The sequence below is a fragment of the Thermoactinomyces sp. CICC 10523 genome, from assembly GCF_016055105.1.
Classification (GTDB): Bacteria; Bacillota; Bacilli; order Thermoactinomycetales; family Thermoactinomycetaceae; genus Thermoactinomyces_A; species Thermoactinomyces_A daqus.
The window spans coordinates 140,097-163,810 of sequence record NZ_JAECVX010000005.1 but is presented as its reverse complement, the minus strand read 5'-3'; the positions used below and the strand labels follow the sequence as shown (position 1 = coordinate 163,810).

Here is a 23,714-nt window from a genome sequence, read left to right as displayed (position 1 = left end):
GCCCTTAATCAAGATCGACCATTTTCTTAATGAGCGGTTCAATTCGCGAACGCGCTTCTGGCTCATCATCCAGGCGCCGCAAAATTTCCTCTGCAATCTGTTGTCGCTCTGTGTGCTTGTGCAAAAGCCCCAGCTTGTTTTCCAAATCCAACATGGTCGCTTGCGCCCGCTTGATCGCCTCAAATACCGCTTGCCGGGAAACACCTTGATGTTCGGCTATTTCTCCGAGTGACCAATCCAACGCATAATACATCTCAAGCAGGGCCCGTTGCTTTTCGGTCAACAGCGAACCATAAAAGTCGTACAACAGATTCATTTCCGTTGTCTGGTCTAGCACGGGAGACACCTCCGCGCACCGTCAAGGCGCTAACCTTTACAGGTGTATACTATACCCCAGGAAAATAATCATGTCAAGGCTTTTTCCTTGATCAATACCCAAAAGGAAGCGGGGGAATGAAAAACCCCCTCTCCCCTCATGCCCGATCGCTCATCCATGCCTGTTGCAAAAAGCCGATTACTCCGCCTGCATCTCTTCTTCCATCGCTTCTTTGAACAAGGCGTGCAAAAACTGATCGGCATCAAAGTCCTGAAGGTCATCCGCTTTTTCACCGAGTCCGACCAGTTTGACCGGCAGGTTTAACTCGTGATTGATGGCGATCACAATTCCGCCTTTGGCCGTGCCGTCCAATTTTGTCAGGACGATGCCCGATACATTGACAGCTTCGCCAAATTGCTTCGCCTGGATCAGGGCATTTTGTCCCGTGGTGGCATCAAGCACCAGAAGCACTTCATGCGGGCCGTCAGGCACTTCCCGTTTCACGACGCGGTATACTTTTTTCAGTTCTTCCATCAGGTTCACCTTGTTTTGCAGGCGGCCTGCCGTATCACAGAGCAGAATATCCGCCTTGCGCGCGCGGGCGGCCTGAATGCCGTCGTAGATCACTGCCGCGGGATCAGCACCTGCCTGATGCTTGATCACATCAACTCCCACACGTTCTCCCCAGGTTTCCAGCTGTTCAATCGCCCCGGCGCGGAACGTGTCCCCGGCCGCCAGCACCACTTTTTTGCCTTCGCTTTTAAAGCGGTGGGCCAGTTTGCCGATCGTGGTCGTTTTTCCGACCCCGTTCACTCCCACAAACAAAATAACGGTTAATCCATCTTCATTCAGGTTTAACTTGCTCTCCCTCTGTTTATCCGACAGCATTTCACTGATCAGTTCCATCAGGAGCGGCTGCAATTCCGAAGGCTCTTTGATTTTTCTCTCCTTCACTTCCGAACGGAGACGCTCCGTCAATTCCATTGTCGTTGTCACCCCGACATCTGCACCGATCAGAATCTCTTCCAGTTCCTCATAGAGGTCCTCGTCGATCTTGCTGCGACCGGCGAACAGGTCGGATATGGCCCCGACAAACTGCGTACTCGTCTTCTTCAGTCCGGTCATAAATTTTTGTGTGACCGAATCGGTTTTTTTGGAAACACTCTCTTTTAATTTCCTGAAAAAACTCATCTTGTTCCTCCTAGCTCTGGCTACTGGCAACTTCCATACTTCCATCATACTCTTCCAGCTTCACTGATACCAGTTTGGACACACCCGATTCCTGCATGGTAATTCCATACAGCACATCCGCTCCTTCCATGGTGTGCTTGCGGTGGGTGATGATGATAAACTGCGTTTTGCCGGAAAACTCTTTCATGTAATGGGTATAGCGGGTCAGATTGGCTTCATCGAGCGCTGCGTCCACTTCATCCAAAACGCAGAACGGCACCGGTTTGATGCGAAGAACGGCAAAAAGAAGCGCCAGCGCGGCCAACGCTCTTTCCCCGCCCGACAGGAGATTGAGGTTTTGCAGTTTTTTTCCGGGCGGTTGGGCGACGATGTCAATTCCCGTTTCCAGCAGATTGTCCGGTTCGCTCAGTTGCAAATCAGCGCGTCCGCCGCCGAACATCTTCACAAATACATCTTGAAATTCGGTGCGGATCATTTCAAAACTCTCGAGAAAACGCCGCCCCATCTCCTCCGTCAACTGGCGGATGATTTCATAGAGTTTCTCCTTGGCTTCGAGGAGATCCGCTTCCTGGGTCTTCAGGAAATCGAGTCGTTCCATCAGACGGTTGTGCTCTTCAATCGCTCCCAGGTTTACATCCCCCAACGATGTGATCTGCGATTTGAGAGAGCGAACCCTCCGCTCCGCTTTGGCAGGTTCGGCAGGGACCTCATATTCTTGTTTGGCCCGTTCGTAACTGATCTCATATTCTTCGGCCAACTTTTGCAAAAGATGATTTAACTCCACATCAAGGCGGTTCACGCGCACTTCCTGCTCATGGAGCCGGTTCTCCTGCTTGCGGTAGGATTGGCTCAAGGTGCGCACCTCTTTTTCTTGCTGTTCGCGACGCTGCAAGGTTTCTTCGCGCAACTGTCTCGTTTCGGCCAGCTGGGACTGAATCTTTTCCTTCTGCTGCCGAAGGTCGTTGATCCTCTGCTCCAGTTGGCCCATTTCCTGCTGATTGAATTCCTGCTGAGAGCCCAAAGACTCCCACTCTTTTTTGGCGATGCCCAGCTGCTTGGACGAACGCTTGTAGTCTTCAGCCAGCCGGCGCCCGATTTCCTCCAGGTTGGCCAGTTCCTGCCTTAGCTGCGCCACAGTGACACGAAGTTCGGTCATCCGCTCTCCGGCTTCTTCTTTATCACTGGCCGCTTGTTTGGCCAGATCTTCCGCTTCGCGGATCATTTGCTCCAAGCGGGTTTGTTCCCTGCGTAGTTGCTCGATCTCCTGCTCCAGTCTTTGAAAATGGCGGGTGAGTTGCTCATTTTTCGCCAACGCCTGTTTCCGCTCGGCGGCGATGCTTTTCAGTTGCTCTTCCACCGCCCGTTTTTGCACGGCGAGTTCACGCTCCCGTCCATGCAGTTCCTGTTCCTTGACGCGTCTCTCCTCCCCGCGCAGGCGAACCCGTTCCCAATCCTGTTCCAGCTTCTGCTTCCGTTCTCTCAAGGCAGCAAATTGCTGTTGGATTTTTTCACTAACCCGTTCCGCCTCTTTTATCTGTTTCTCCAATTCCTCCAACTGACGGGAACGCCCGAGCAGATTGCTTTTGCTTTGTTGCCTGCTCCCCCCCGTCATTGAACCGCCCGGGTTTACCACATCACCGTCCAACGTGACAATGCGATAGCGGTAAGAAAGCGTCCGCGCCATCTGGTTTGCCTGCTCCAGCGTTTTCGTGACGACGACCAGCCCAAGCAAATTTTGCATCAAGGCGCGATAACGCTCATCCGTCCGGATCAGGTCGGCCGCGATTCCGACAAACCCGGGGACTGACCGGCACCGCTCCAATTCGGCCGCGGAGAGCGAGCGAGCTCTCATGACATCGAGCGGTAAAAAAGTGGCCCGCCCCAGCCGCTTTTCTTTTAAGTAAACTATCCCGCTGCGCGCTGTCGCCTCATCATCCACGACGATATGTTGCAACGCTCCGCCCAACGCTGTTTCCATCGCTGCTTCCATCTCTGCCGGAACCTGGATCAGCTCGGCCACGGCGCCGTGAACTCCTTTAAGGGCCGGAATTCCGCGGTCCCGGGCGCGCAAAACCTCTTTAACCCCCTGCATAAAGCCCTGATGTTCCGCCTCCATCTCTTTCATCCACTCCCATTTGGAACGGAGGCGGTTTAATTGTTGCTCCGCTTGGCGGCTTTGCAGGGTGAGAGCCTTCTCTTCCTGCTCCATCTCGGTGCGCTCCCCGGCCAACGTGCGCACTTCCTGTGCCGCCTGCTTCAGATCCTCTTCCACTTCTTTGAGCTGAACGGACAATTTTTCAGCCTGTTTGTCTTGCTCCTGCCTCTCCTGCACGTACTGCTTCTCCTGCGCCTCCAAGGCGTTAATCCGTTCACTCAGTTCTTCCCGCTGCTCGGATACATATTGTTTTTCACTGGTTAGGGCCGCCAGTTTCTGCCCTTGCAGGTTGTGCTTTTCGGTCAGTTCCAACAGCCTCTTGGCCACATCATCGCTGGAGAGGGAAAGTTGCTGTTTTAAAACGGCCAGCTGGTCTTCCGCATGCCGGAGCGCTTCTTTCTTTTCCTTCAGCCGCTCCTTGACCTTGTTTTCTTCCTCGCGCAGCCGGGTGCATTCGCTTTCCAAAACCCGAATCTGCTCCTGAAGGTGTTGCTGCGTTTCGGTTCGGTTACGGACGCGCTCCATGCGCACTTCTTTCTGGCCTTCCGCTTTCTCCAGTTCTTCGCTGACGGAAAGCAGTTGCGTCTGGACTTCCTCCCATCGCTGTTCCTGCTCCTGCAATTTTCCCTTTAATTCCTCGAGCGCAGCTTCTTTGGTGCTCACTTCCGCGGCCAGCGAAACCTGGTTCTCTTTCAGCTGTTTAACCTCCTGTGCCGCTTGCTGCCACTCGTTATGAATCGCCTCAATTTTATGTACGTATAACCCGATTTCCACATTTTGCAATTCTGTTTTTAATTCTTTAAACCGCTGGGCTTTCTCCGCCTGTTCCGCAAGCGGTTCCACCTGCGTCTCCAGCTCATGGATCAGGTCGTGAATGCGGGCCAGATTTTGCTCCGTGTTATCCAGCTTCTTTTCCGCTTCTTTCTTGCGCGTTTTATATTTGCTGATCCCTGCCGCTTCCTCAAAGATAATGCGGCGGTCTTCCGACTTGGAACTGAGGATCTCATCGATTTTTCCCTGCCCGATCATCGAGTAGGCATCCTTGCCAATTCCCGTATCGAGAAACAGTTCGTGAATATCCTTCAGCCGGCAGCTCTGCCGGTTCAGCAAATATTCGCTCTCACCCGAACGATAAACCCGCCGTGTCACCGTTACTTCCGCATAGTCCAGCGGCAGGCGCCGGTCACTGTTGTCAAAGGTGATGGATACTTCACAATAGCCGACGGGCTTTCGGGTATCGCTCCCGGCAAAAATCACATCCTCCATCTTGTTTCCCCGCAGCGATTTGGCGCTTTGTTCCCCCAGAACCCAGCGAATTCCGTCCGTCACATTGCTCTTCCCGCTGCCATTTGGCCCCACGACCGCGGTGATGCCGGGAACAAATTCCAACTCCGTGCGATCGGCAAACGATTTAAAACCGCTCATCTCCAATCGTTTCAGATACATGAACCACCCTCCTCTCACTTAATCGAGGCCTTTTGCTGATTTTTCCATTTCTGCTTCAGCAACAGCCTGTACAAAATCCGGGGAACTGATTTATTTTAGCATAAAAAGAGAAAAATCGTTTTTCTATAAAAAAGGAAGCCAGTTCTCGTTGAAAGAAGGCTCCCTTACCGTTTTTGAAATCAATTGGTACGGCTTAGTAAACCCGTGTTCCAAGCGGAGCCTGATGATCCGCCCGGAGCAAGGTAACGCCGCCTTCGGTTGAATCAACCCCCAAAACCAAGACTTCCGACATAAAGTCAGCCACCTGTTTGGGCGGAAAATTAACGACCGCGACAACCCGTTTGCCCACCAATTCTTCAATTGAATACAAATGGGTGATTTGTGCACTCGATTTTTTGGTTCCAATTTCTTCTCCAAAGTCGATCCACAACTTATAGGCGGGTTTGCGCGCTTTGGGAAACGGTTCGGCGCGCACCACCTCCCCGATCCGCATTTCCACTTTTAAAAAATCATCATACGAACAAAATTTCATCCATCCTTCTCTCCCTTCCCAAGCTCAAACCCTTCTTATTCATTCACCCCTGGAGGCTTAATACCTTTCTTTCAGCAATAAACGAACAGTCACCATATTTTCCCGCGACAGCAACAAACGCGGGGAAACAGGCAGGAACTTCTTCGGGAGATTACATTGAAACGCACTCGGATAAAGCAGGCAGTCCATCGACACTGGAACGACAGCATTTTCCCACAGCACGCCTCCGGGCGCAAAGGGGCTGTTTCAAATCATCTCCTGAATGATTCGTTCTCCGCCGCTCCGTGATCGCCTTCATACCACGGATTCCTCCGTATGATCATTGCGGTGCCGTCAAGTTTCATCGCTTCCCTGTTCCTTCTTTTGTCCCCGCTCTTTCCATTCGACAAGCCGGCTCAAAGACTGGCTGATTCTCTCAAGCGATTTCATGATGCGCCATAAAATGACCAGGGCAAGGACTCCGCCGGCAACCGGCAGAATGATCGCAAGCAGCGAAAATAACTGAAACAAATAGGGAGCGATATAACTAAAAAATCGCAAAATTCCCTTCAGCCCCTTTTTGTAGTTTTCATTTTATTTTAAAATAACATATCCCAAAAGCAACAAAAACATTTTGCTGTCCATGCAACGAATTTGTTTCAAAGTGCGTCTGTATACGTGGAAGGGTTTGCCGGACACTTCATGTTCCAATCCGAAAAAACAAAAATCACCCCTTAAAAGAAACGGTAACCAGTCTGGATTTTCCCGCTCCGATTTAAGGGGTGTGTTTCATTTCTGTTTGGCTTGCCAATTTTTCAATGCTTCCATTGCAGCATGTTGTTCCGCTTCTTTTTTCGATCGTCCCGAGCCCCGGCCAAGCGGCTGGTTATCCAAATACACCTCAGCCACAAAATGCCGGTCATGGGCCGGTCCTTGCATATCGACAATTCGATAGGCAAGGGTTCCGAGCCGTTCATGCTGCACGAACTCCTGCAATTGGCTTTTCGCATCCAACATGCTGGCAAGCCATTCTTCATTTATCTTCGGGAACATGAACGTATGCAAAAAGTTTTTGGCACCGTCCAGTCCCTGATCAAGAAACAAGGCGCCAATAAAAGCTTCAAACAAGTCGGCCAAAAGGGAGGGACGGTTGCGCCCTCCCGTCATCTCCTCCCCTTTTCCGAGGCGCACGTAATTGCCAAACCCCAATTCACGCGCAAAAGAAGCCAATGAAGGTTCACAGACAATCCGGGCCCGCATCCGTGTCAGTTCCCCTTCGCTCATCTTCGGATAGCGTTGAAACAGGTACTCGGAGACAACCAGTTCGAGAACGGCATCACCTAAAAATTCCAACCGTTCATTGTCTGCATGGGTGCCGTTCTTCCGTTCGTGTGCAAAAGATGTATGGGTGAATGCCTGCTGAAACAGTTTTCGATTTTTAAATGCAAAGCCTGTCAATTCTTCCAGGCGCGAAAAATCCATCTCATTCACCCTTTTGCCATTACTTTTCTTCATATTCTTTCAACAAGATCGTAGCGTTGTGTCCCCCGAAGCCAAGCGAATTGGACAGTGCAGTGCGAACGCGTGTTTTGCGCGCTTCATTTGGAACATAATCCAGATCGCACTCCGGATCAGGATTTTCCAGGTTGATCGTCGGCGGGAGAATTTGTTCTTTGATTGCCAGAGCACTGATGATGGTTTCCACGCCGCCTGCGGCTCCAAGCAAGTGACCGAGCATGGACTTGGTGGAGCTGACAGCCAGTTTATAGGCGTGATCCTTGAACGCACCTTTGATGGCCATCGTTTCAAACTTGTCGTTGTATTCGGTCGAAGTGCCGTGCGCATTGATATAATCAATCTCTTCAGGGGCAAGTCCAGCATCCCGCATCGCCATCTCCATGGCCCGTTTTGCCCCTTCCCCTTCCGGAGCCGGGCTGGTTAAGTGATAAGCATCTGCGGTCATCCCGTAACCAACCACTTCGGCGATAATGTTAGCTCCGCGTTTTAAGGCGTGATCCAGCGTCTCCAGCACGAGAACCCCGGCTCCTTCCCCCATGACAAAGCCATCACGGTCTTTGTCAAACGGGCGGCTCGCTTTTTCCGGTTCGTCATTGCGGGTGGACAGAGCCGTCATCGCAGAAAAACCGGCAACTGCCAACGGCACGATCGTTGCTTCGGCTCCACCGGCCAACATCACGTCCGCTTCCCCGCGCTGAAGAATTCTGAATGCATCCCCGACACAATGGGTACCGGTCGAACAAGCGGAAATGGCTGCGCTGTTCGGCCCCTTGGCGCCCAACTGAATCGATACGATACCGGAAGCCATATTGGCGATCATCATCGGGACAAAGAACGGACTGACCCGGCGCGGACCGCGATCCATCAAAACACGATGCTGTTTTTCCAATGTGGCGAGACCGCCGATGCCCGATCCGATGTAGACGCCGACCCGTTCCGCATTCCGGTCATCGATGTTCAGACCGGCATGGCTGACAGCCATCTTGGCAGCGGCGACAGCGAATTGAGCAAAGCGATCCATCCGGCGTGTTTCTTTTTTATCAATAAAATTCAAGGGATCAAAGTCTTTTACCTCTGAGGCAATTTTTACTGCATAATCGCTGGTGTCAAACTGGGTGATATGGCTGATTCCCGACTTCCCTTGAATGAGATTATTCCAGAATGTATCAATATCATTGCCAAGAGAAGAAATGACTCCAAGACCAGTAATCACAACTCGATTTTTCAATCTGGTCCACCGCCTTTCCTCACAATACTGTAGAAAAATGATGTGTATAAAGTCCCGCAAAACACGGGACTTTATCGTAAGTACGGATGGAAAATTTATTTATGTTTGTTGATGTAATCCACTACATCTCCAACCGTCGAAATTTTCTCCGCTTCTTCATCGGAGATCTCCATGTCGAACTCATCTTCCAATTCCATGATGAGGTCGACTACATCGAGGGAGTCTGCGCCCAAATCGTCTTTGATAGATGCCTCCATCGTTACTTCGGACGGATCAACGTTCAGGCGTTCTACAACGATTTTCTTTACGCGTTCCAACGTATCTGCCATATCTCTCACCTCCCTTTCGTATTATACGGAATCGTCAATTGACAAGCAACGAAATTATCCAAAACTAGCTCATCACCATGCCGCCATCCACATGAATCGTCTGTCCCGTGATGTATCTGGCGGAATCCGAGGCCAAAAACTTCACCGTTTCCGCCACATCTTTCGGCTCACCGAAAAAGCCCAGCGGAATGTGGTTGAGCATCTGCTTCTTCAATTCTTCATCCAATACGGATGTCATATCCGTATCGATGAAACCGGGCGCAATCGCATTGACCGTGATCCCGCGGCCAGCCAGTTCTTTGGCCGTTGATTTGGTCAAGCCGATCACTCCGGCTTTGGCAGCCACATAGTTGGCTTGCCCCGGATTGCCCATGACCCCCACGACAGAACTAATGTTGATGATCCGGCCGCTGCGCTGTTTCATCATCGGACGAACTACCGCTTTGGTGGCAAGGAACACACCTTTGAGATTGGTGTTGATCACTTGATCCCACTCTTCCTCTTTCAGGCGCATCAAAAGGTTATCGCGGGTGATCCCGGCGTTATTGACCAGAATATCAATTTTGCCGAAAGTGGACAGCACTTGCTTGATCGCGGCGTCGACTTGCCCGCTGTCGGCCACGTCCACCTGGAGGGACATCCCTTCTTGCCCGGTCTCCTTGATCTTGGCAACCGTCTCTTCTGCTGCGGCGTGATTTCCCGCATAGAAAATGGCCACATTCGCCCCAGCTTCAGCCAAAGTGATGGCGACTGCGCGTCCAATTCCCCGGGAACCGCCCGTCACTACAGCTACTTTCCCTGCAAGCATCGTTCGACTCTCCTTTGTCTATGCGAATACCTTCAATTTTTCGACGGCCTGTTTCAAGCTTTCTTCGTCCTGGATCGAAAGGGTATCTACACGGCGGTTTATTTTTTTCACCAACCCGCACAAGACATTCCCCGGTCCGATCTCAACAAATGTATCCACACCCTGCTCCAGCATATAACGGACGCTGTCCTCCCACAATACCGGGGAAGCCACTTGCTCGACCAGTAGACGGCCGATCTCCGCCGGTTCGGCCACCGGTCTTGCCGTCACGTTGGCAATAACCGGAATCTGCGCAGGGGAGATTTGGATGGATTGCAAATGTGCGGCTAATTGCTCCGCAGCAGGCTTCATCAGAGACGAGTGGAACGGTCCGCTTACGGAAAGCGGAATCACTCTTCTGGCTCCGGCGGCAACCGCCTTTTCTCCGGCATCTTCCACAGCAGCCCGGTGACCCGAAATCACAATCTGTCCGGGACAATTGTAATTTGCCGGCTCTACTACATGATTTTCCTTACTTACCTCTTTACATACCTGATCAAGCAAATCGCGTTGCAAATTCATCACGGCTGACATCGCCCCGCGCCCGGCAGGAACGGCTTGTTCCATATAGGTTCCACGCTTATGTACGGTAAGAACCGCATCAGCAAATGAAAGAGCATTTGCCGCAACCAAAGCCGAGTACTCTCCCAAACTGTGCCCCGCCACAAAATCGGGGACGAGATCCACTTCTTCTCTCAGCATGCTCAACAATGCCACACTGGTGGTCAGGATCGCCGGCTGTGTGTTGGCCGTCAGGCGCAACTCTTCCTCCGGCCCTGCAAAACAGAGGCGGGAAAGCGAAAACCCGAGTACTTCATCGGCCTCGGCAAAGATTTGCTTCGCCCGGGCATTATTTTGGTAGATATCCAAACCCATGCCCACTTTTTGCGATCCTTGGCCAGGAAAGAGAAAAGCGATTTTGCCCATTTGAAAAAACCTCCTTCATACGGTTAGTCAAGCGCCCACTTAAGCACTGTTGCCCCCCAGGTGAGTCCGCCGCCAAAACCGCAGAGAACCAGAGTATCCCCTTTTTTGACTCTTCCTTCTTTCACTGCTTCATCGAGAGCCACCGGAATTGAGGCGGAAGACATGTTTCCGTAGCGGTCGAGGTTGATCACCACTTTATCTTCCGTCAATCCAAAGCGCTTGATCGCCGAGTCGATGATGCGGATATTGGCTTGGTGCGGAACGAGCAGATCGATATCCTCTTTGCTCAATCCGGCTTTTACGAGCGCTTCATCGGTTGCGTTCCCCAAAACGCGAACGGCGAACTTAAACACTTCGCGTCCGGCCATGGAGATGGTGTGCAGCTTTTGCTGAACCGTTTCAACCGATGCCGGCTGCCGGGAACCGCCTGCTTCAAGTTTCAGCAATTCGCCGCCGGAACCGTCTCCACCCAATTCAAAAGAAAGGAAGCCGTAACCTTCTTCAACCGGGCCCAATACAGCCGCTCCGGCACCGTCACCAAACAACACACAGGTATTGCGGTCTGTCCAATCCGTGATTCTGGACAAACACTCCACCCCGATCACGAGCGCATACTTGTAAACTCCGGTTGCAATAAACTGGGAGGCTGTTGCCACACCGTACATAAAACCGGTACATGCTGCAGAAAGATCAAAAGTGGCCGCTTTTTCTGCTTTCAACCGATCCTGAACGAGGCAGGCTGTCGCTGGAAAAGCCATGTCAGGCGTTACGGTCGCCACAATGATCAGATCAATGTCAGCGGCACTGATCCCGGCAGCCTCCAGCGCCTTTTCCGCCGCTTTGACCGCCAAGTCGGAGCTGGCCTCTTCCGGAGCAGCAATCCGCCGCTCACGAATTCCTGTCCGGCTGACGATCCATTCGTCACTGGTATCAACCATTTTCTCCAGATCCGCATTGGTCAGTACTTTCTCCGGAACATAGGCCCCTGTCCCTAAAATCCCTACTGCTCTCATCCTTCCACTCCCCTTTTAATGAGACAGTTCTTCTTCAATTCTCTGGATGACGCCATTTTCGACAAACAGGTGTGCTTGGCGAATCGCATTGTAAAAAGCTTTTTCATCCGAAGAGCCATGGGCTTTAATCACGGGACCCGAGAGACCCAGGAGCGGTGCTCCTCCGTGCTCCTTGTAATCCATATCCCGGGCAAACCGCTTCAGACCCGGCTTCAGGATCGCAGCGGCCAACTTGTTCAGCAGGCTGGCGGTCAGTTCCTGTTTAAAACGTTCGAAAATGGCTTTAGCGACACCTTCCATGTTTTTCAGCAAAATGTTTCCACTGAATCCGTCGCAAACCAGCACATCGCAGGGACGGTAAAGGATGTCCCGCGCTTCCACATTTCCGATGAAAGAAATGGATCTTTCTTGTTCCAAAAGGGAAAATGCTTCCTTGGTCAGCTCTGTTCCTTTGCATGCTTCGGTTCCGATATTGAGAAGTCCGATTTTCGGCTCCTTGAATCCGAGCACCTTATTTGCGTAAATACTTCCCATCTGCGCGTATTGGCGCAAATGTTCCGGTCTGGCTTCGGGATTTGCCCCCACATCCAGCACCAGAATCCCTTTGCCGGTCAGAGTGGGAAAAACGGGAGCCAATGCCGGACGGTCCACACCTCTCATCCGCCCGGTATGGAAAAGACCGGCTGCCATCAGAGCGCCTGTATTTCCTCCGCTGATAAACGCATCCGCTTCCCGGTTTTTCACCATCTGACATCCGACGACGATGGAAGAATCCTTTTTGCGCCGTACCGCTTTGACCGGCTCATCATCAGGTTCAATTTGTTCGCTGACCTGGACAAATTGGAGATTGCCAAATGCTTCAGGCAATAGTTTTTCATCCCGACCGATCAAGATAAAGGTGGTATCCGGCCATTGGGAAGCAGCAAGCCGCAATGAATTCACTACCGCTGTCGGAGCATGGTCTCCTCCATGCGCATCAATCGCAATTCGCATCAATGCTCCTCCTCATTCGCTGGAACAAGTTCATCGTCTTCTAGGCGATAAACGTCAAAAATTCCTTGAAAAACGACTTCTCCATTGATTTTCGTTTTTACATCCACCTGTAAACGGGATGCCTTTTTTTTGATTACCGTGGCATGGGCAATGCACTTTTCCCCCAACCTGGCCGGTCGGATAAACCGGATCTCGGCTGAACCGGTAAGTGCCACTTCCGAGTTCACCAGCGCAACGGCCAGTGAATTGGCCTGTGCAAACAGGATGTGTCCGCGGGCGATTTGATTTCGTGCAAAAACATGTTCCTTCTTGATCTCCAAAACGGAAACACCGCTGTGATCCAATTGCAGATCTACGATATCCCCGATCACTTCTTCCACCAATAATGACCGGACACGGTCAAAATGATTCTCCGCCATGTGTTTGATACGCTCGCGCAATTCCGGAATGCCAAGCTCCAAACGATCCAGCCTGATTGTTTGTATGCTGACCTTGCATCGCTTTGCCATCTCTTCATCCGTCAGAAATGGATCGTCCATAAAAGCTTGTTTGATTCGGCGCTGTCTTTCTCTCTTGGACATGCGCACAGCGGAGCCACCACCTTTTTTATTACCATGTATTAATACCAGGTACTAAATCAGTATATAAAAAAAGGGCGTATTGGCAATATGAAAAAACAAGAGCCAGACCAAGATGCCGGCTCTTGCTTTTACGGCTCCGGCAAATCCATTATTCGTTTGCAACGCCTTCCACTTCAGAGCCTTTGTAATAACCGCACTCTTTGCAGACACGGTGAGAGAGTTTGGGCGCTCCGCATTGCGGGCATTTCACCAAACCTGGCACAGCCAGTTTAAAATGGGTGCGACGTTTGCGTTTGCGTGTTTTCGATGTACGTCTAAAAGGTACTGCCATGCTGTTTCACCCCCTCTAAGAATGTAACACAAGTCGGGGAAGTTTTCATACACCTAAGATTTGTCCTCGAACCAATCCTGCAATGCCGCCAACCGGGGATCGATTTTTTCAATCTGGCAGTTGCAGGTTTCCACATTTTTGTTCGTTCCGCATTTGGGACATAGACCTTTGCAATCTTCCCGACATACTGGAATGTAAGGAAACTGGAGCAGAACTGCCTCCCGGATCATGGGGTCAAGATCCAGCACATTTCCATCAATCAAATGGATCTCTTGCTCCTCTGTTTCTACCGCCCGGTGTGCTTCATCCGTAAAATATTCCTTCCATTTCACATGAATTGGAAGGGTGAATTCCGACAAGCACTTGGAACAGGAAAATGTCGCTTCGGTCGACTGCTCCGTATCGGCTTCGATCAGATGCGGATCCAGGAGCGACACACGGGCTTTTACTTGAACGGGCTCAAGCCGAACCAACCCTGGAACTTCGCCCGGCAAAGCATCCAGCGTTACGGTCTCACGCAAGTCAAGTTGCCCGGCTTTGGCTTGATTTAACTTGTGCAGGGAAATCTGCATGATTCCACTCCTTGTGTAAAAACAGGGTTATTATAAGACACGATTGCAATCCCTGTCAACGTTTTTGACTTGAAAGTCTATGCGGCGGCTTCGGGCAACCGCTGAAGATATTGAACGGCATCGGCCAGAGATTTGACCGGCACCAGCTTCAGATGCAGGCCTTCCTTTTTGATCGTTTCTTTGGCAATTTTTTCATTCTGATCCCCCGGCATCACATCTTCCGGGCAAAAGAAGATTTGGGCATGTGCCCGTTCAGCGGCAACGAGTTTGTGCTGAATCCCTCCGATTTGCCCGACGGTTCCGTCAGCGGAAATCGTTCCCGTACCGGCAATGCGGTGTCCATGAGTCAGATCTTCGGGCACCAACCGGTTTAAAACTTCAAGTGTAAACATCAACCCAGCCGACGGTCCGCCGATCTCGTCGGCTTCAATCCGGACGGGCGGGGAGGTGATCACCTGGATCCGCGGAACCGGAACAATGCCCAGTCCGACATGCGGCTTTTCCCCCGGCTGTGCGGGCAAAGTGTACAGGCTCAGCTTAAGGGTTTGTGCTTTTCTGTCCCGAAGGAGGCTGACGACAACGGTGTCCCCCGCTTTTTTGGCGCTCAGGTATTGAACGAGCTGATCGACGGACTCAACCGGCCGCCCGTCCACCTTTTGAATAATATCCCCTTCCCGCAGTCCTTGCGGCTGTTTTCGGAGCAGCTGAAATACTTCAATTCCGGTCATTTGGACGCGAACCGGCTTTTTGGCATAGCGAAAAGCAGCGATAATCGCCTGATTTTGTGAGGCAGTCATATTTTCCGCCTCTCTTCTCTGATACTCCTCTTCCGATTCATTCTGCGCCAAAATCTCCGTTTCATGCACCAATTCACCGTGCCCGGTCAGTTTCACATAAGCATAATCAAACAGATTTCCGTCTTTTAAGGAAACGGTGGTCAGCATAAATGACCCTTTTTCATGCGGCCTGATCCCGCCAACATGCACCATTGGCGACACATCCTGGGCCGAGCCGGGCGCCATGACAAAATAAGGTATACGGACGAGAAAGAGAACCCCGATTATGATAAAAATCAGTGATATAACAACAACTCCGACGATTCTCTTTCCATTCGAGTCTCTATATCCCATCCCATACTTCCTCTCCTTGCCAGTTTCGGATCAGTTCTTTCAGTTTTTTCACTTTGGCTCTCGCTTCTTCTTCTCCTTTTTGAATACATTCCTCCGCCCTCATAAACGCGGTGGGTCCGATATGGCCGACATCGGGATGAAAAACGAAATCGGCCGCCACAATCCGCTGGCTGGTAATCTCTTTCTCCATGATAACTAAAGTTTGTGCAATCACATCAAAAATATTTTCGATCTTCGCTTGATTCACCCGCGGAATCACATCAACGGCTATAACCAGATCGGCCCCCATCTCCCGCACGACGGAAACCGGAACCCGGTCGATCACCCCTCCGTCCACCAACAGTTGGTTTCCGAGGCGAACCGGTTCAAAAATCCCCGGTATCGAGATGCTCGCTCTTACCGCCAGATCTGCAGGTCCTTCCGTGAACACCACGGGTTCCCCTCTTGTCAAATCCGTCGCGATCACCGCTGTCGGGATCGCCAGTTGCTCCAATCTCTTGTTGTGCGTGAGCAGGCGAATCAATTCTCTCACCTTGTTCCCGATGACAAAGCCCATTTTCGGAATCGTCAGATCGAGCCAATGCTTCCGTTTCAGGGAGATCGCCACTTGCTCGCACATTTCCAGATCCAGCTGATTCGCCAGCAGAACCGCGACAATGCTCCCCATGCTGCTCCCGGCAACAAAATCAATTTCAATTCCTTCCTCTTTCAGGACTTTCAATACACCCAAGTGAGCAAAACCGCGCGCTCCGCCAGAGCTGAGGGCCAAACCGATCTTCGGGTGCAAACAGCATTCGCTCCTTTCGTTTCACTGGACAAACCACCGGCATATATTTCCTCCCCCAAGCGTAGACATGTTATTGATGCTGTTGTCCATGAGGAGAGAATGAATATGATCCGACCCTTTCTCCGAAGTCAATTTAAAACGCTGGCACTTGCTTCTTTCGCTTTTTTTATTGCCATCCTGCTCGTCTTGTATCCTGAACAGGCTGTTAAATCATCGCTTAGGGGGTTGACGATTTGGTGGGATGTCGTCTTTCCTGCTTTATTGCCTTTTTTCATAACAGCCGAAATGATGATGGGCTTCGGAGTCGTCCATTTCCTGGGAGTCCTCCTGGAACCATTGATGCGCCCGATCTTTCGCGTTCCCGGGGCGGGCGCGTTTGTCATGGCCGTCGGCTTGATCTCCGGAAATCCCATGGGGGCAAAACTGACGGCCCGTCTGCGCGAACAGGACCTCATCTCCCGCGAGGAAGGGGAACGCCTTGTCGCTTTTACCAGCACTGCCGGCCCCTTATTCCTGTTTGGCGCGGTGGCAGTCGGTTTTTTTGAAAATGAATCGCTCGGCATGATCCTTGCCACCGCTCATTATGCCAGTGCTTTCCTCGTTGGATTTTTGATGCGTTTTCACGAACCGAAAGCCCCGCCCTCCAATCCAAAAGGAAAAAAAACCGGCCTCATCTTCATTCGCGCCCTGAGAGCCATGCACCGGGCAAGGATTCAGGATGGACGCACACTCGGACAATTGATCGGTCAATCGGTGACTTCCGCTGTGCAAACCTTGCTGCTGATTGGCGGTTTTATCATGATGTTTTCCGTTTTAACCCACCTGATCAACTATGTAGGCATAACCAGGCCCCTGGTGCACGGAATCTCCTGGCTTCTCCACCTTTGTTCCCTGTCCGGGGACCTGGCCAATCCAATTTTAGCCGGATTGTTTGAAATCACTTTGGGCTCCCAGCTGGCCAGTGCCGTCGGTCCCACCGTGCCGCTGATCTATAAATTGGCCATGGTCGGCTTTGTCGTCGGGTGGAACGGATTATCGATCCACGCCCAGGTCGCCAGTATGATCAGCCGGACGGATATTCGTTATTTCCCTTACTTTTTGGCGAAAATCCTGCATGGCGTGCTGGCGGCGGTCATCACAGTCGCTATATTCCCGCTTTTCCGGCCGCGGCTGGATGTCGTCGCCGTGAACAGTTCCCTTCTCGGGGAATCGGTTATTCACTCCCCTCTCTGGCAGACATTGAAAGGGATATCGATTATTATAGCGCTATTCTGGGTTTTCTTTCTATTGTTTGCTGAAATCAAAGATCGCTTGCCGTATAATAAAAACCCGCTCAAACGTCAGTGACAAAACGTAGCGGGCAAAAAAATCGGCCAGAGGGGGGAATTTCCCTTTTTATGTGAGCATCATCCGGGGCACGGATCAAGCTTCAAACTTTTCCTGCAAGGCCTTGGCAACATGTTCCGGAACCAAGTCTTTCACATCCGCCCCATAGCGGGCGACTTCCTTGACCATTGCCGAACTGATAAAAGAATACTGATTGCTCGTCATTAAAAAGAATGTCTCCACTTCTTCATCCAGCTTGCGGTTGGTTGATGCGATTTGCAGTTCGTACTCAAAATCGGAGATGGCCCGGAGACCGCGCAGGATAACATTGGCCTCCCGTTTATGCAAATAGTCGACCAGCAACCCGCCAAAGCTGTCCACTTCGACGACGGGCATATTTTTGGTCGCTTCCCTGATCAGCTCTTTTCTTTCTTCAACCGTGAACAAGGGGTTTTTAGAGGAATTTGTCAGCACGGCCACAATAATTTTGTCAAACACTTTGGCCCCGCGCTTGATAATGTCCAGATGACCATATGTAATCGGGTCAAAACTTCCCGGATAGACGGCGATTTTCATCTCGTCTCCTCCTTCTTACTCGTTTATCTTTTGGTAGAGAGTGATCCCGGTGTCCCCATAAGCGAGACGACGAATTTGAACAAGCGATCCCAATTCTGCCTCCAATTCCTGATCATTCGGGTGCTCCGCGACGACAATGCCGTCTTTTCCAAGCAACTCCGTCCCGACGATCTCCTTCAGCACGGGGAGCAACAAATTTTTATGATAAGGTGGATCCAGCAGAATCAGCTCAAACCGCCAGCCTTTTCCCTGCAGCATCTTCAGTGCCGCTCTCGCATCCCGCCGGTAGATTTCCACCCGGTCCGCCAGTTTCGCCGCTTCTGCATTCATGCGAACAATATCACAGCTTGTCCGTGATTGGTCAACAAAAACTCCCCGGTCAAAGCCCCGGCTTAACGCTTCCAAGCCAAGCGCACCTGTCCCGGCAAATAAATCAAGCACATTTCCCCCGGCAAAAAAAGGGCCGATTACTTGAAACAGGGATTCTTTGACTCGGTCTGCAGTCGGACGCACATGTTTTCCCGGAACCATTTTCAGGCGCGTCCCTTTTGCCGATCCAGCAATGATACGCATAATGGACACCTATCTCTTCTGTCATTTATTAATAAAATAAAACACGTTTAATCCTACCATAAAGAACAGGCAAATGAAAACGCAAAAAAAAACCAAATGCAAGGTATAAAAAATCAAAAGGAGGAAAACATAATAGATGACAGCGTCGATTATGATGTTGTCGAACCGCGGAGAAGACTTACGTTTCCCCATAAGCTCTTCCTCCGGTTTCTCCTCTCCCATTTAGTATTTTTCACAACTCGATTGTGAAAGATACATTGAGGCTCGCGTAACAAGGCGCGAGCCATTTTTTTACTTTCTTATCTGGATCCTCGGCGTGGAATTCTCCTTCTCCTCACGCCATCCAGGGAAACTGTTTCATCGTATGCCGGCGGCCACTCCTCCATGCTCTCTCTGCGATTCTGCCGGGATGTCGCTTCCCTTCTCATCCGGTCCCTCTGTTCTCCCCAGGTATCGCGAAACTCCATCGATTCCGAAAATCTCTCCATCTCCGGATGCGGAGGTCTCCAGGCGGGAGAATACGGGACGTTTCTCCGCCCTTGTCTCTCCTCAGGCGGCCACTCGTCCGGCCTCGGAAACGGCAGGGCATCAGGATGAGGACCCGGTCCAAAAAATCCTCTCGGATCCATCGGGCCCTGCCTCCGCATCGGACCGGGAACAGGCCCGAACAACCAATCATCTTCCCACTCGCTTCTCATCATGCGAGGCGGCATCTCTCTTCTTTCCCGATCGTCAGAAAAATGACGCGGGGGACCCATCGGCTCACCAAACATATCCATTTCGTTAGGATAGAAATATTGGCCTGATTCACGTTCACGATGTTCAGCACTGCGAATTCCTTGCACAGGTTTTTTTCGCACAGGCTGCCTTTTTCTGCTTTTATGCATCATTCTTCCTCTCCCCGATCAGATATTGACCCCATTTTTTAACAGGCACTATACCATATGACGATCACCCTTGCTTTGTCTGTACGGATCACCTATAAGTTCCCGCCCAATTCCCCCAGTTCCGGTAGATGGTGCGTTTGATCATCCGCGCCTCCGTCGGCGTAATCACTTGTTCCACAACCATCGCATCCACCATCTTATCAGACAATTCATATAATCTCGGCGAGTTCTGCAGCTTTTCAAGTTCCTCACGGGTAAAAAAATGCTCGGGAAGCTGTTGGGCATAGGACCATAGCCCCATCACACCGTACTGCATGCGGATGCGTCTCGCTTCGGCGATCAATTGCTTCATTTTCCTCACGCTTACCGCCCGGCGACCAACAGTCTGATTGATGGTATTCACAAGATCCTGATAAAGCGCATCGTTGTTGTTCATTCATTTCCCCCCTGCTTGCGAATAATGTATCTTATGCAGAAGGAAAAGGTCGTGACTTAACAATTAACAAGATTGATACACAAATGTAATCTTATTAAAATATATACTGAATATTCCGTATTATAAAATAATAACAAGGAAAGCAAATGATTATTCACCTGTTTCCGAGAAAGGAGAAGTCAAGGAACATCATGAAATGCTTAAAAAAAATAACCCTGTTTCTCTTCTTCGCTTTTTTGTCCATTGTACCAGTGTTCCCCGACATCGCTTCCGCCTCCTCCCCTTCATTCACCCCCAATCAGCTGAAAGAAATCGCCAAAGCGAAGCAAAAAACCCGGTATGTCGCCACGCACTGGGATGAAATCAAACAAGCAAAGAATCCGGTTTCTGGCACAGTCTCGATTGAATCCGTCGGGCAGGCAGGGGATATTCTCGTCACTTTGGACGGAACGAGCAGTTCATCCATGTGGGCGGGCGGTCATGCGGGAGTCGTTTCCGACGTGAGCGGATATGTCGTCGAATCGTTTGGCAACAAAGGGGATTTGAACGGTGTCCGGCATTGGCCGAATGACTGGGATACACGCTATAATCAGGTAAAAGGGCTCAGAGTGAACGGAGCCGCTTCCGGGGACTATGCTTATGCCGCTTCATATGCAAGACAGCAAATCGGCAAGCCTTATAACTACAATTTTTTCAATATTACAACAACCGGTTCATTTTATTGCTCCCAACTGGCTTGGCGCGCTTTTTACAATCTGGGTTATGATCTGAACGACGGCGGTGCGGTCTGGCCCGTTGACCTGATTGAAAGTCCGCTCACTTACGCCTTTTATTCAAAGGGTTGATGTCAAACGGGGCCTTTTTTCCTCTTTCGGGTGAAAAAAGGCTCCGCTTTCGCTCATCACAATGAAGGAGGTCGCCATGTTTCGGTTTCGTTTTATCCTGGTGCTGGTGTTGGGATTATTGCTTCTTTCCGCTGCCTGTTCCCGAGACGCACTTCCGCTCCGGCATGCAAGACTGGCTGTGATCTACACCAATGCTGCCAAAAAGGAAAGCGCATTGATGCTGCTGGATGCAAAGGGAGAAGCAATCGGCGAGATCCCGATCAAGGCAATGGGGATCTTTCAAATCGAAAAATCAGACAAAAACGGATTGCTTTTACCCGAGCGGTTTGGCCGATCTCTCATCATCCTCTCCCCGGAAGGCAAGCTGCGAACGGAACAAACAAAAGAGTTTCCGATCTTTGTCAAACAAAGGGACGGAGTGACTGTGTCCGCCTTTAATACAACACTCCATTCCAACACCCTGGAAATCGTGCAAAACAACCAGCGCAAACAACTTCAGCTTCCCGGATTCCTGCGAACGGCTACTTGGGATGATACATATGTTTATGTGTTCTCTTCCTTGATTGAAGCGAAAAGGGCCGTTTTGTATGTGGTCGATCGGCAACGCGGAAAAGTAGCCCAAACCGTCCCGCTCGCCATCGATCTGGCTGATGACCTGAAAATCGTCGGTCACGACTTGCTTATCCCCTCAACCGATGAACAGAAAAAAATGGCCATATATGATCTGGAGAAAAAGCGAATCCGCTATATCGAACTTCCGTTTGCCAAACCGCAGTACATTTTGCCCGTCGCCAATGAAATCTGGATTACCCATAAACAGCAGGCGGTTCTCACTGTTCTCGATCCCGATGCTGATCAGGTGAAACGAACGCTTGCCGTTTCACAACCGATATTTCAAGCAAAACAGGATGCCCAACACCTCTATATCCTGTCCCAGTCTGACAGTGCGGAAACAGCCGGCGTACTTGGCGTCTACGATAAAAAACATTTGCATCAGATAAAGCGGATTTCCCTGCCGCGCAAAGGTGAGATGCGCATTCAGGATTTTGCCTTGCTTCCCTGAGCGAAACCGCGGGCATGGCAGATGGCTGGCCACACTTCTTCAGAAAAAACCCTGTTGCTCAAGTGTCAACAGGGTTTTCGCACTAATCAAAGCTTTTCGATTCAAGATTTTCTTCCTGCAGGTACTCGTAAAGTGCCCTTGTCTCCGGATTGCTCGAAAAGTCAGGGCGGTTGACCAACTCCTGGGCATCGGCACGGGCAATCTCCAGTACACGCAAATCCTCATTCAAATCGGCAATTTTAAACTCGGGCAGACCGCTTTGCTTCACCCCGAGAAAATCTCCCGGCCCCCTCATCTCCAAATCGCGCCGGGAAATTTCAAATCCGTCGGTTGTTTCCGTCATGATCCTCATCCGCTCAACACCCGTTTCCGATTTGGGATCGGCCACCAGCACGCAAGTCGCCGTACCGCCGCCCCGCCCGACCCGTCCGCGCAACTGATGCAACTGCGCCAGTCCAAAGCGGTCCGCGTCATATATCACCATCACCGTGGCATTGGGGACGTTGACTCCCACTTCGACGACCGTGGTGGATACGAGCACCTGAACCTCATTGGCGGCAAAATGGGCCATTACCTCTTCCTTTTCGGCAGAGGACATCCGTCCGTGCAGCAAACCGACACGAATCGGGGCCAGGGCCATTGTCAACTGACCATAAACCTCTTCGGCGTTTTGCAGATCCAGTTTCTCCGATTCCTCAATCAAAGGGCAGATCACATATGCCTGCCGGCCCTTCCGGCACTCTTTTTCGATAAAATTGACAATCCTGGGCCAAATCTCCTTTTTTACCCAATAGGTATCGACAGGCTGGCGCCCGGCAGGCATTTCGTCAATGGTGGAAACATCCATCTCTCCGTAGTACGTGATCGCCAGCGTACGCGGAATCGGCGTCGCCGTCATATGAAGAACATCCGGCACTTCCCCTTTTTCGCGAAGGGTAGCCCGCTGTTTGACACCAAAGCGGTGCTGTTCATCGGTGATCACCAGACCGAGATTGTGAAAGGTGACCCCTTTCTGAATCAAGGCATGCGTTCCGACAGCGATATCAGCCAGGCCCATTTGGATCTGCCCCAAGGCATCCCGCCTTTCCCGGGCCGTCATCCTGCCTGTCAAAGCGACAATTTGCAAACCCAGCGGGGAAAGCAGCTGCTTGAGCGAGGCAGCATGCTGATCTGCCAAAATCTCCGTCGGCACCATCAGTGCTCCCTGATAACCGCTGAGATAATTGGCGTAAAGGACAATGGCTGCCACCACGGTTTTTCCGGAACCTACATCTCCCTGCAACAGGCGGTTCATCTGAGACGTGGAGCGCAGATCAGCCAAAATTTCCTGCACCACCCGCCTTTGCGCGTTGGTCAGCGGAAAGGCCAGCCGGTCGATAAATTCCTCCACCTTTTCCTCGGCAAAGGAATGGGCGATTCCTGTGTTCTCCATCCGTGCCTGTTTCTTCAGCCACATCATCTTCAATTCATATAAAAAAAGTTCCTCATACACCATCCGGCGGCGCGCTTGCCGGCCTTCTTCCCTCCCTTTTGGAAAATGAAGGAAGTACATCGCCCGCGGCCTGGAAATCAGCTTGTAGCGCCGCCGCAATTCCTCAGGCAGGATCTCCTCAATCCGGTTTCCATAACGGATAAACGCTTCATGAATCAGCTTGCGAAGCCCGTTCACTTTCACGGAACCGGTGACGGAATAAACCGGTTCGAGCCGGCCGACATGCTTTTCCTGTTCCGCTTGGGAGAGAAAGGTGCGATCAACCGTAATCTGCAACCGATGCCGATCCCATTTTCCTGATACAACGATGATTTGTCCCGGATTGATTTTTTCACGCAAATAAGCCTGATTAAACCAAATCAGGTTTACATGAATTCCGTTGACATCAATTTTGGCGGACATGCGCGATTTTTTCTTTCCATACCATCTCACGCTGGGCTGTCCGTAGACAATCCCCCGGACGGTAACCCGCTCATCCTGCTCCGCTCGCGTCAAATCACTGATACGGTAATCCTCGTAGCGGTATGGGTAGTACTCCAACAGGTCGGCGATGGATTCGATTCCGAGCTCGGACAGATTCTCTTTTCGCTGCTGACCGACACCGGGCAGGTTTTCCACTGGAATTTCCGTCAGTTTCATGA

The 23,714-nt window shown here is 51.1% G+C and carries 25 protein-coding genes; 3 read left to right on the top strand and 22 right to left on the bottom strand.

Annotation, left to right across the window (positions count from 1 at the left end):
- Positions 1-4: 4 nt before the first annotated feature.
- The 17 genes from ylxM to I8U19_RS08525 form a co-directional block, all read right to left on the bottom strand.
- Positions 5-337 carry a YlxM family DNA-binding protein gene (gene ylxM / locus I8U19_RS08605; RefSeq protein ID WP_033099755.1) on the bottom strand — a complete coding sequence of 111 codons (333 nt, stop codon included), beginning with the start codon at positions 335-337 and terminating at the stop codon, positions 5-7.
- 177 nt (positions 338-514) lie between these two features.
- Entirely contained in the window at positions 515-1,507 is a 993-nt protein-coding gene (ftsY, locus tag I8U19_RS08600) for a signal recognition particle-docking protein FtsY (protein ID WP_033099756.1), read from the bottom strand.
- Positions 1,508-1,517: 10 nt separating this feature from the next.
- Positions 1,518-5,108 (bottom strand): chromosome segregation protein SMC, encoded by a 3,591-nt coding sequence (smc, locus tag I8U19_RS08595; protein ID WP_198055692.1) that lies wholly within the window; start codon positions 5,106-5,108, stop codon positions 1,518-1,520.
- Positions 5,109-5,301: 193 nt separating this feature from the next.
- Complete coding sequence (locus I8U19_RS08590) at positions 5,302-5,640, bottom strand: tRNA-binding protein (protein ID WP_033099758.1); 339 nt, start codon at positions 5,638-5,640, stop codon at positions 5,302-5,304.
- 333 nt (positions 5,641-5,973) lie between these two features.
- Positions 5,974-6,180, bottom strand: a complete 207-nt coding sequence (locus I8U19_RS08585) for a hypothetical protein (protein WP_033099759.1) — start codon at positions 6,178-6,180, stop codon at positions 5,974-5,976.
- Positions 6,181-6,408: 228 nt separating this feature from the next.
- The gene (gene rnc / locus I8U19_RS08580; protein WP_033099760.1) at positions 6,409-7,134 is read right to left on the bottom strand and encodes a ribonuclease III; all 726 of its coding nucleotides are present in this window, start codon (positions 7,132-7,134) and stop codon (positions 6,409-6,411) included.
- Positions 7,121-8,365 (bottom strand): beta-ketoacyl-ACP synthase II, encoded by a 1,245-nt coding sequence (fabF, locus tag I8U19_RS08575; protein WP_198055691.1) that lies wholly within the window; start codon positions 8,363-8,365, stop codon positions 7,121-7,123. The genes rnc and fabF overlap by 14 nt, the downstream gene beginning before the upstream one ends.
- A 95-nt stretch (positions 8,366-8,460) precedes the next feature.
- A complete protein-coding gene (gene acpP / locus I8U19_RS08570) occupies positions 8,461-8,694 on the bottom strand; it encodes an acyl carrier protein (protein WP_033099762.1) in 234 nt (77 codons plus the stop codon).
- Between the two features lie 64 nt (positions 8,695-8,758).
- Positions 8,759-9,502 carry a 3-oxoacyl-ACP reductase FabG gene (gene fabG, locus I8U19_RS08565; protein WP_198055690.1) on the bottom strand — a complete coding sequence of 248 codons (744 nt, stop codon included), beginning with the start codon at positions 9,500-9,502 and terminating at the stop codon, positions 8,759-8,761.
- Positions 9,503-9,520: 18 nt separating this feature from the next.
- Complete coding sequence (fabD, locus tag I8U19_RS08560; RefSeq protein WP_033099764.1) at positions 9,521-10,468, bottom strand: ACP S-malonyltransferase; 948 nt, start codon at positions 10,466-10,468, stop codon at positions 9,521-9,523.
- Between the two features lie 23 nt (positions 10,469-10,491).
- Complete coding sequence (locus tag I8U19_RS08555) at positions 10,492-11,481, bottom strand: beta-ketoacyl-ACP synthase III (protein WP_033099765.1); 990 nt, start codon at positions 11,479-11,481, stop codon at positions 10,492-10,494.
- 15 nt (positions 11,482-11,496) lie between these two features.
- Positions 11,497-12,474, bottom strand: a complete 978-nt coding sequence (gene plsX / locus I8U19_RS08550; RefSeq protein WP_033099766.1) for a phosphate acyltransferase PlsX — start codon at positions 12,472-12,474, stop codon at positions 11,497-11,499.
- On the bottom strand, positions 12,474-13,055 hold the full coding sequence (gene fapR, locus I8U19_RS08545) for a transcription factor FapR (protein WP_198055689.1): 582 nt from the start codon (positions 13,053-13,055) through the stop codon (positions 12,474-12,476). Before fapR ends, plsX begins: the two co-directional genes overlap by 1 nt.
- 148 nt (positions 13,056-13,203) lie before the next feature.
- Positions 13,204-13,386, bottom strand: a complete 183-nt coding sequence (gene rpmF / locus I8U19_RS08540) for a 50S ribosomal protein L32 (RefSeq protein WP_033099767.1) — start codon at positions 13,384-13,386, stop codon at positions 13,204-13,206.
- A gap of 53 nt (positions 13,387-13,439) precedes the next feature.
- The gene (locus I8U19_RS08535; protein ID WP_052153969.1) at positions 13,440-13,958 is read right to left on the bottom strand and encodes a YceD family protein; all 519 of its coding nucleotides are present in this window, start codon (positions 13,956-13,958) and stop codon (positions 13,440-13,442) included.
- A gap of 77 nt (positions 13,959-14,035) precedes the next feature.
- Positions 14,036-15,088 carry a SepM family pheromone-processing serine protease gene (locus I8U19_RS08530; RefSeq protein ID WP_052153970.1) on the bottom strand — a complete coding sequence of 351 codons (1,053 nt, stop codon included), beginning with the start codon at positions 15,086-15,088 and terminating at the stop codon, positions 14,036-14,038.
- Complete coding sequence (locus I8U19_RS08525; protein ID WP_198055688.1) at positions 15,078-15,875, bottom strand: patatin-like phospholipase family protein; 798 nt, start codon at positions 15,873-15,875, stop codon at positions 15,078-15,080. Before I8U19_RS08525 ends, I8U19_RS08530 begins: the two co-directional genes overlap by 11 nt.
- Positions 15,876-15,980: 105 nt before the next feature.
- On the opposite strand from I8U19_RS08525, the gene ylbJ reads away from it, so the two are divergent.
- Complete coding sequence (ylbJ, locus tag I8U19_RS08520; RefSeq protein ID WP_052153971.1) at positions 15,981-17,222, top strand: sporulation integral membrane protein YlbJ; 1,242 nt, start codon at positions 15,981-15,983, stop codon at positions 17,220-17,222.
- A 75-nt stretch (positions 17,223-17,297) separates the two neighbouring features.
- Here the strand turns inward: ylbJ and coaD are convergent, their stop codons facing one another.
- The 4 genes from coaD to I8U19_RS08500 form a co-directional block, all read right to left on the bottom strand.
- Positions 17,298-17,777 carry a pantetheine-phosphate adenylyltransferase gene (coaD, locus tag I8U19_RS08515; protein ID WP_033099769.1) on the bottom strand — a complete coding sequence of 160 codons (480 nt, stop codon included), beginning with the start codon at positions 17,775-17,777 and terminating at the stop codon, positions 17,298-17,300.
- A gap of 15 nt (positions 17,778-17,792) precedes the next feature.
- Complete coding sequence (gene rsmD / locus I8U19_RS08510) at positions 17,793-18,350, bottom strand: 16S rRNA (guanine(966)-N(2))-methyltransferase RsmD (protein ID WP_198055687.1); 558 nt, start codon at positions 18,348-18,350, stop codon at positions 17,793-17,795.
- Between the two features lie 299 nt (positions 18,351-18,649).
- Positions 18,650-19,237, bottom strand: coding sequence for a hypothetical protein (locus I8U19_RS08505; protein ID WP_198055686.1), 588 nt, complete (start codon positions 19,235-19,237; stop codon positions 18,650-18,652).
- Between the two features lie 88 nt (positions 19,238-19,325).
- Positions 19,326-19,673 (bottom strand): hypothetical protein, encoded by a 348-nt coding sequence (locus tag I8U19_RS08500; RefSeq protein ID WP_033099772.1) that lies wholly within the window; start codon positions 19,671-19,673, stop codon positions 19,326-19,328.
- Between the two features lie 191 nt (positions 19,674-19,864).
- On the opposite strand from I8U19_RS08500, the gene I8U19_RS08495 reads away from it, so the two are divergent.
- Positions 19,865-20,518, top strand: coding sequence for a YiiX/YebB-like N1pC/P60 family cysteine hydrolase (locus I8U19_RS08495; protein ID WP_198055685.1), 654 nt, complete (start codon positions 19,865-19,867; stop codon positions 20,516-20,518).
- Positions 20,519-20,594: 76 nt separating this feature from the next.
- Positions 20,595-21,581, top strand: a complete 987-nt coding sequence (locus I8U19_RS08490) for a hypothetical protein (protein WP_198055684.1) — start codon at positions 20,595-20,597, stop codon at positions 21,579-21,581.
- Positions 21,582-21,663: 82 nt separating this feature from the next.
- Here I8U19_RS08490 and recG read toward each other — a convergent pair whose 3' ends face one another.
- The gene (gene recG / locus I8U19_RS08485; protein WP_033099774.1) at positions 21,664-23,712 is read right to left on the bottom strand and encodes an ATP-dependent DNA helicase RecG; all 2,049 of its coding nucleotides are present in this window, start codon (positions 23,710-23,712) and stop codon (positions 21,664-21,666) included.
- Positions 23,713-23,714: the final 2 nt, after the last annotated feature.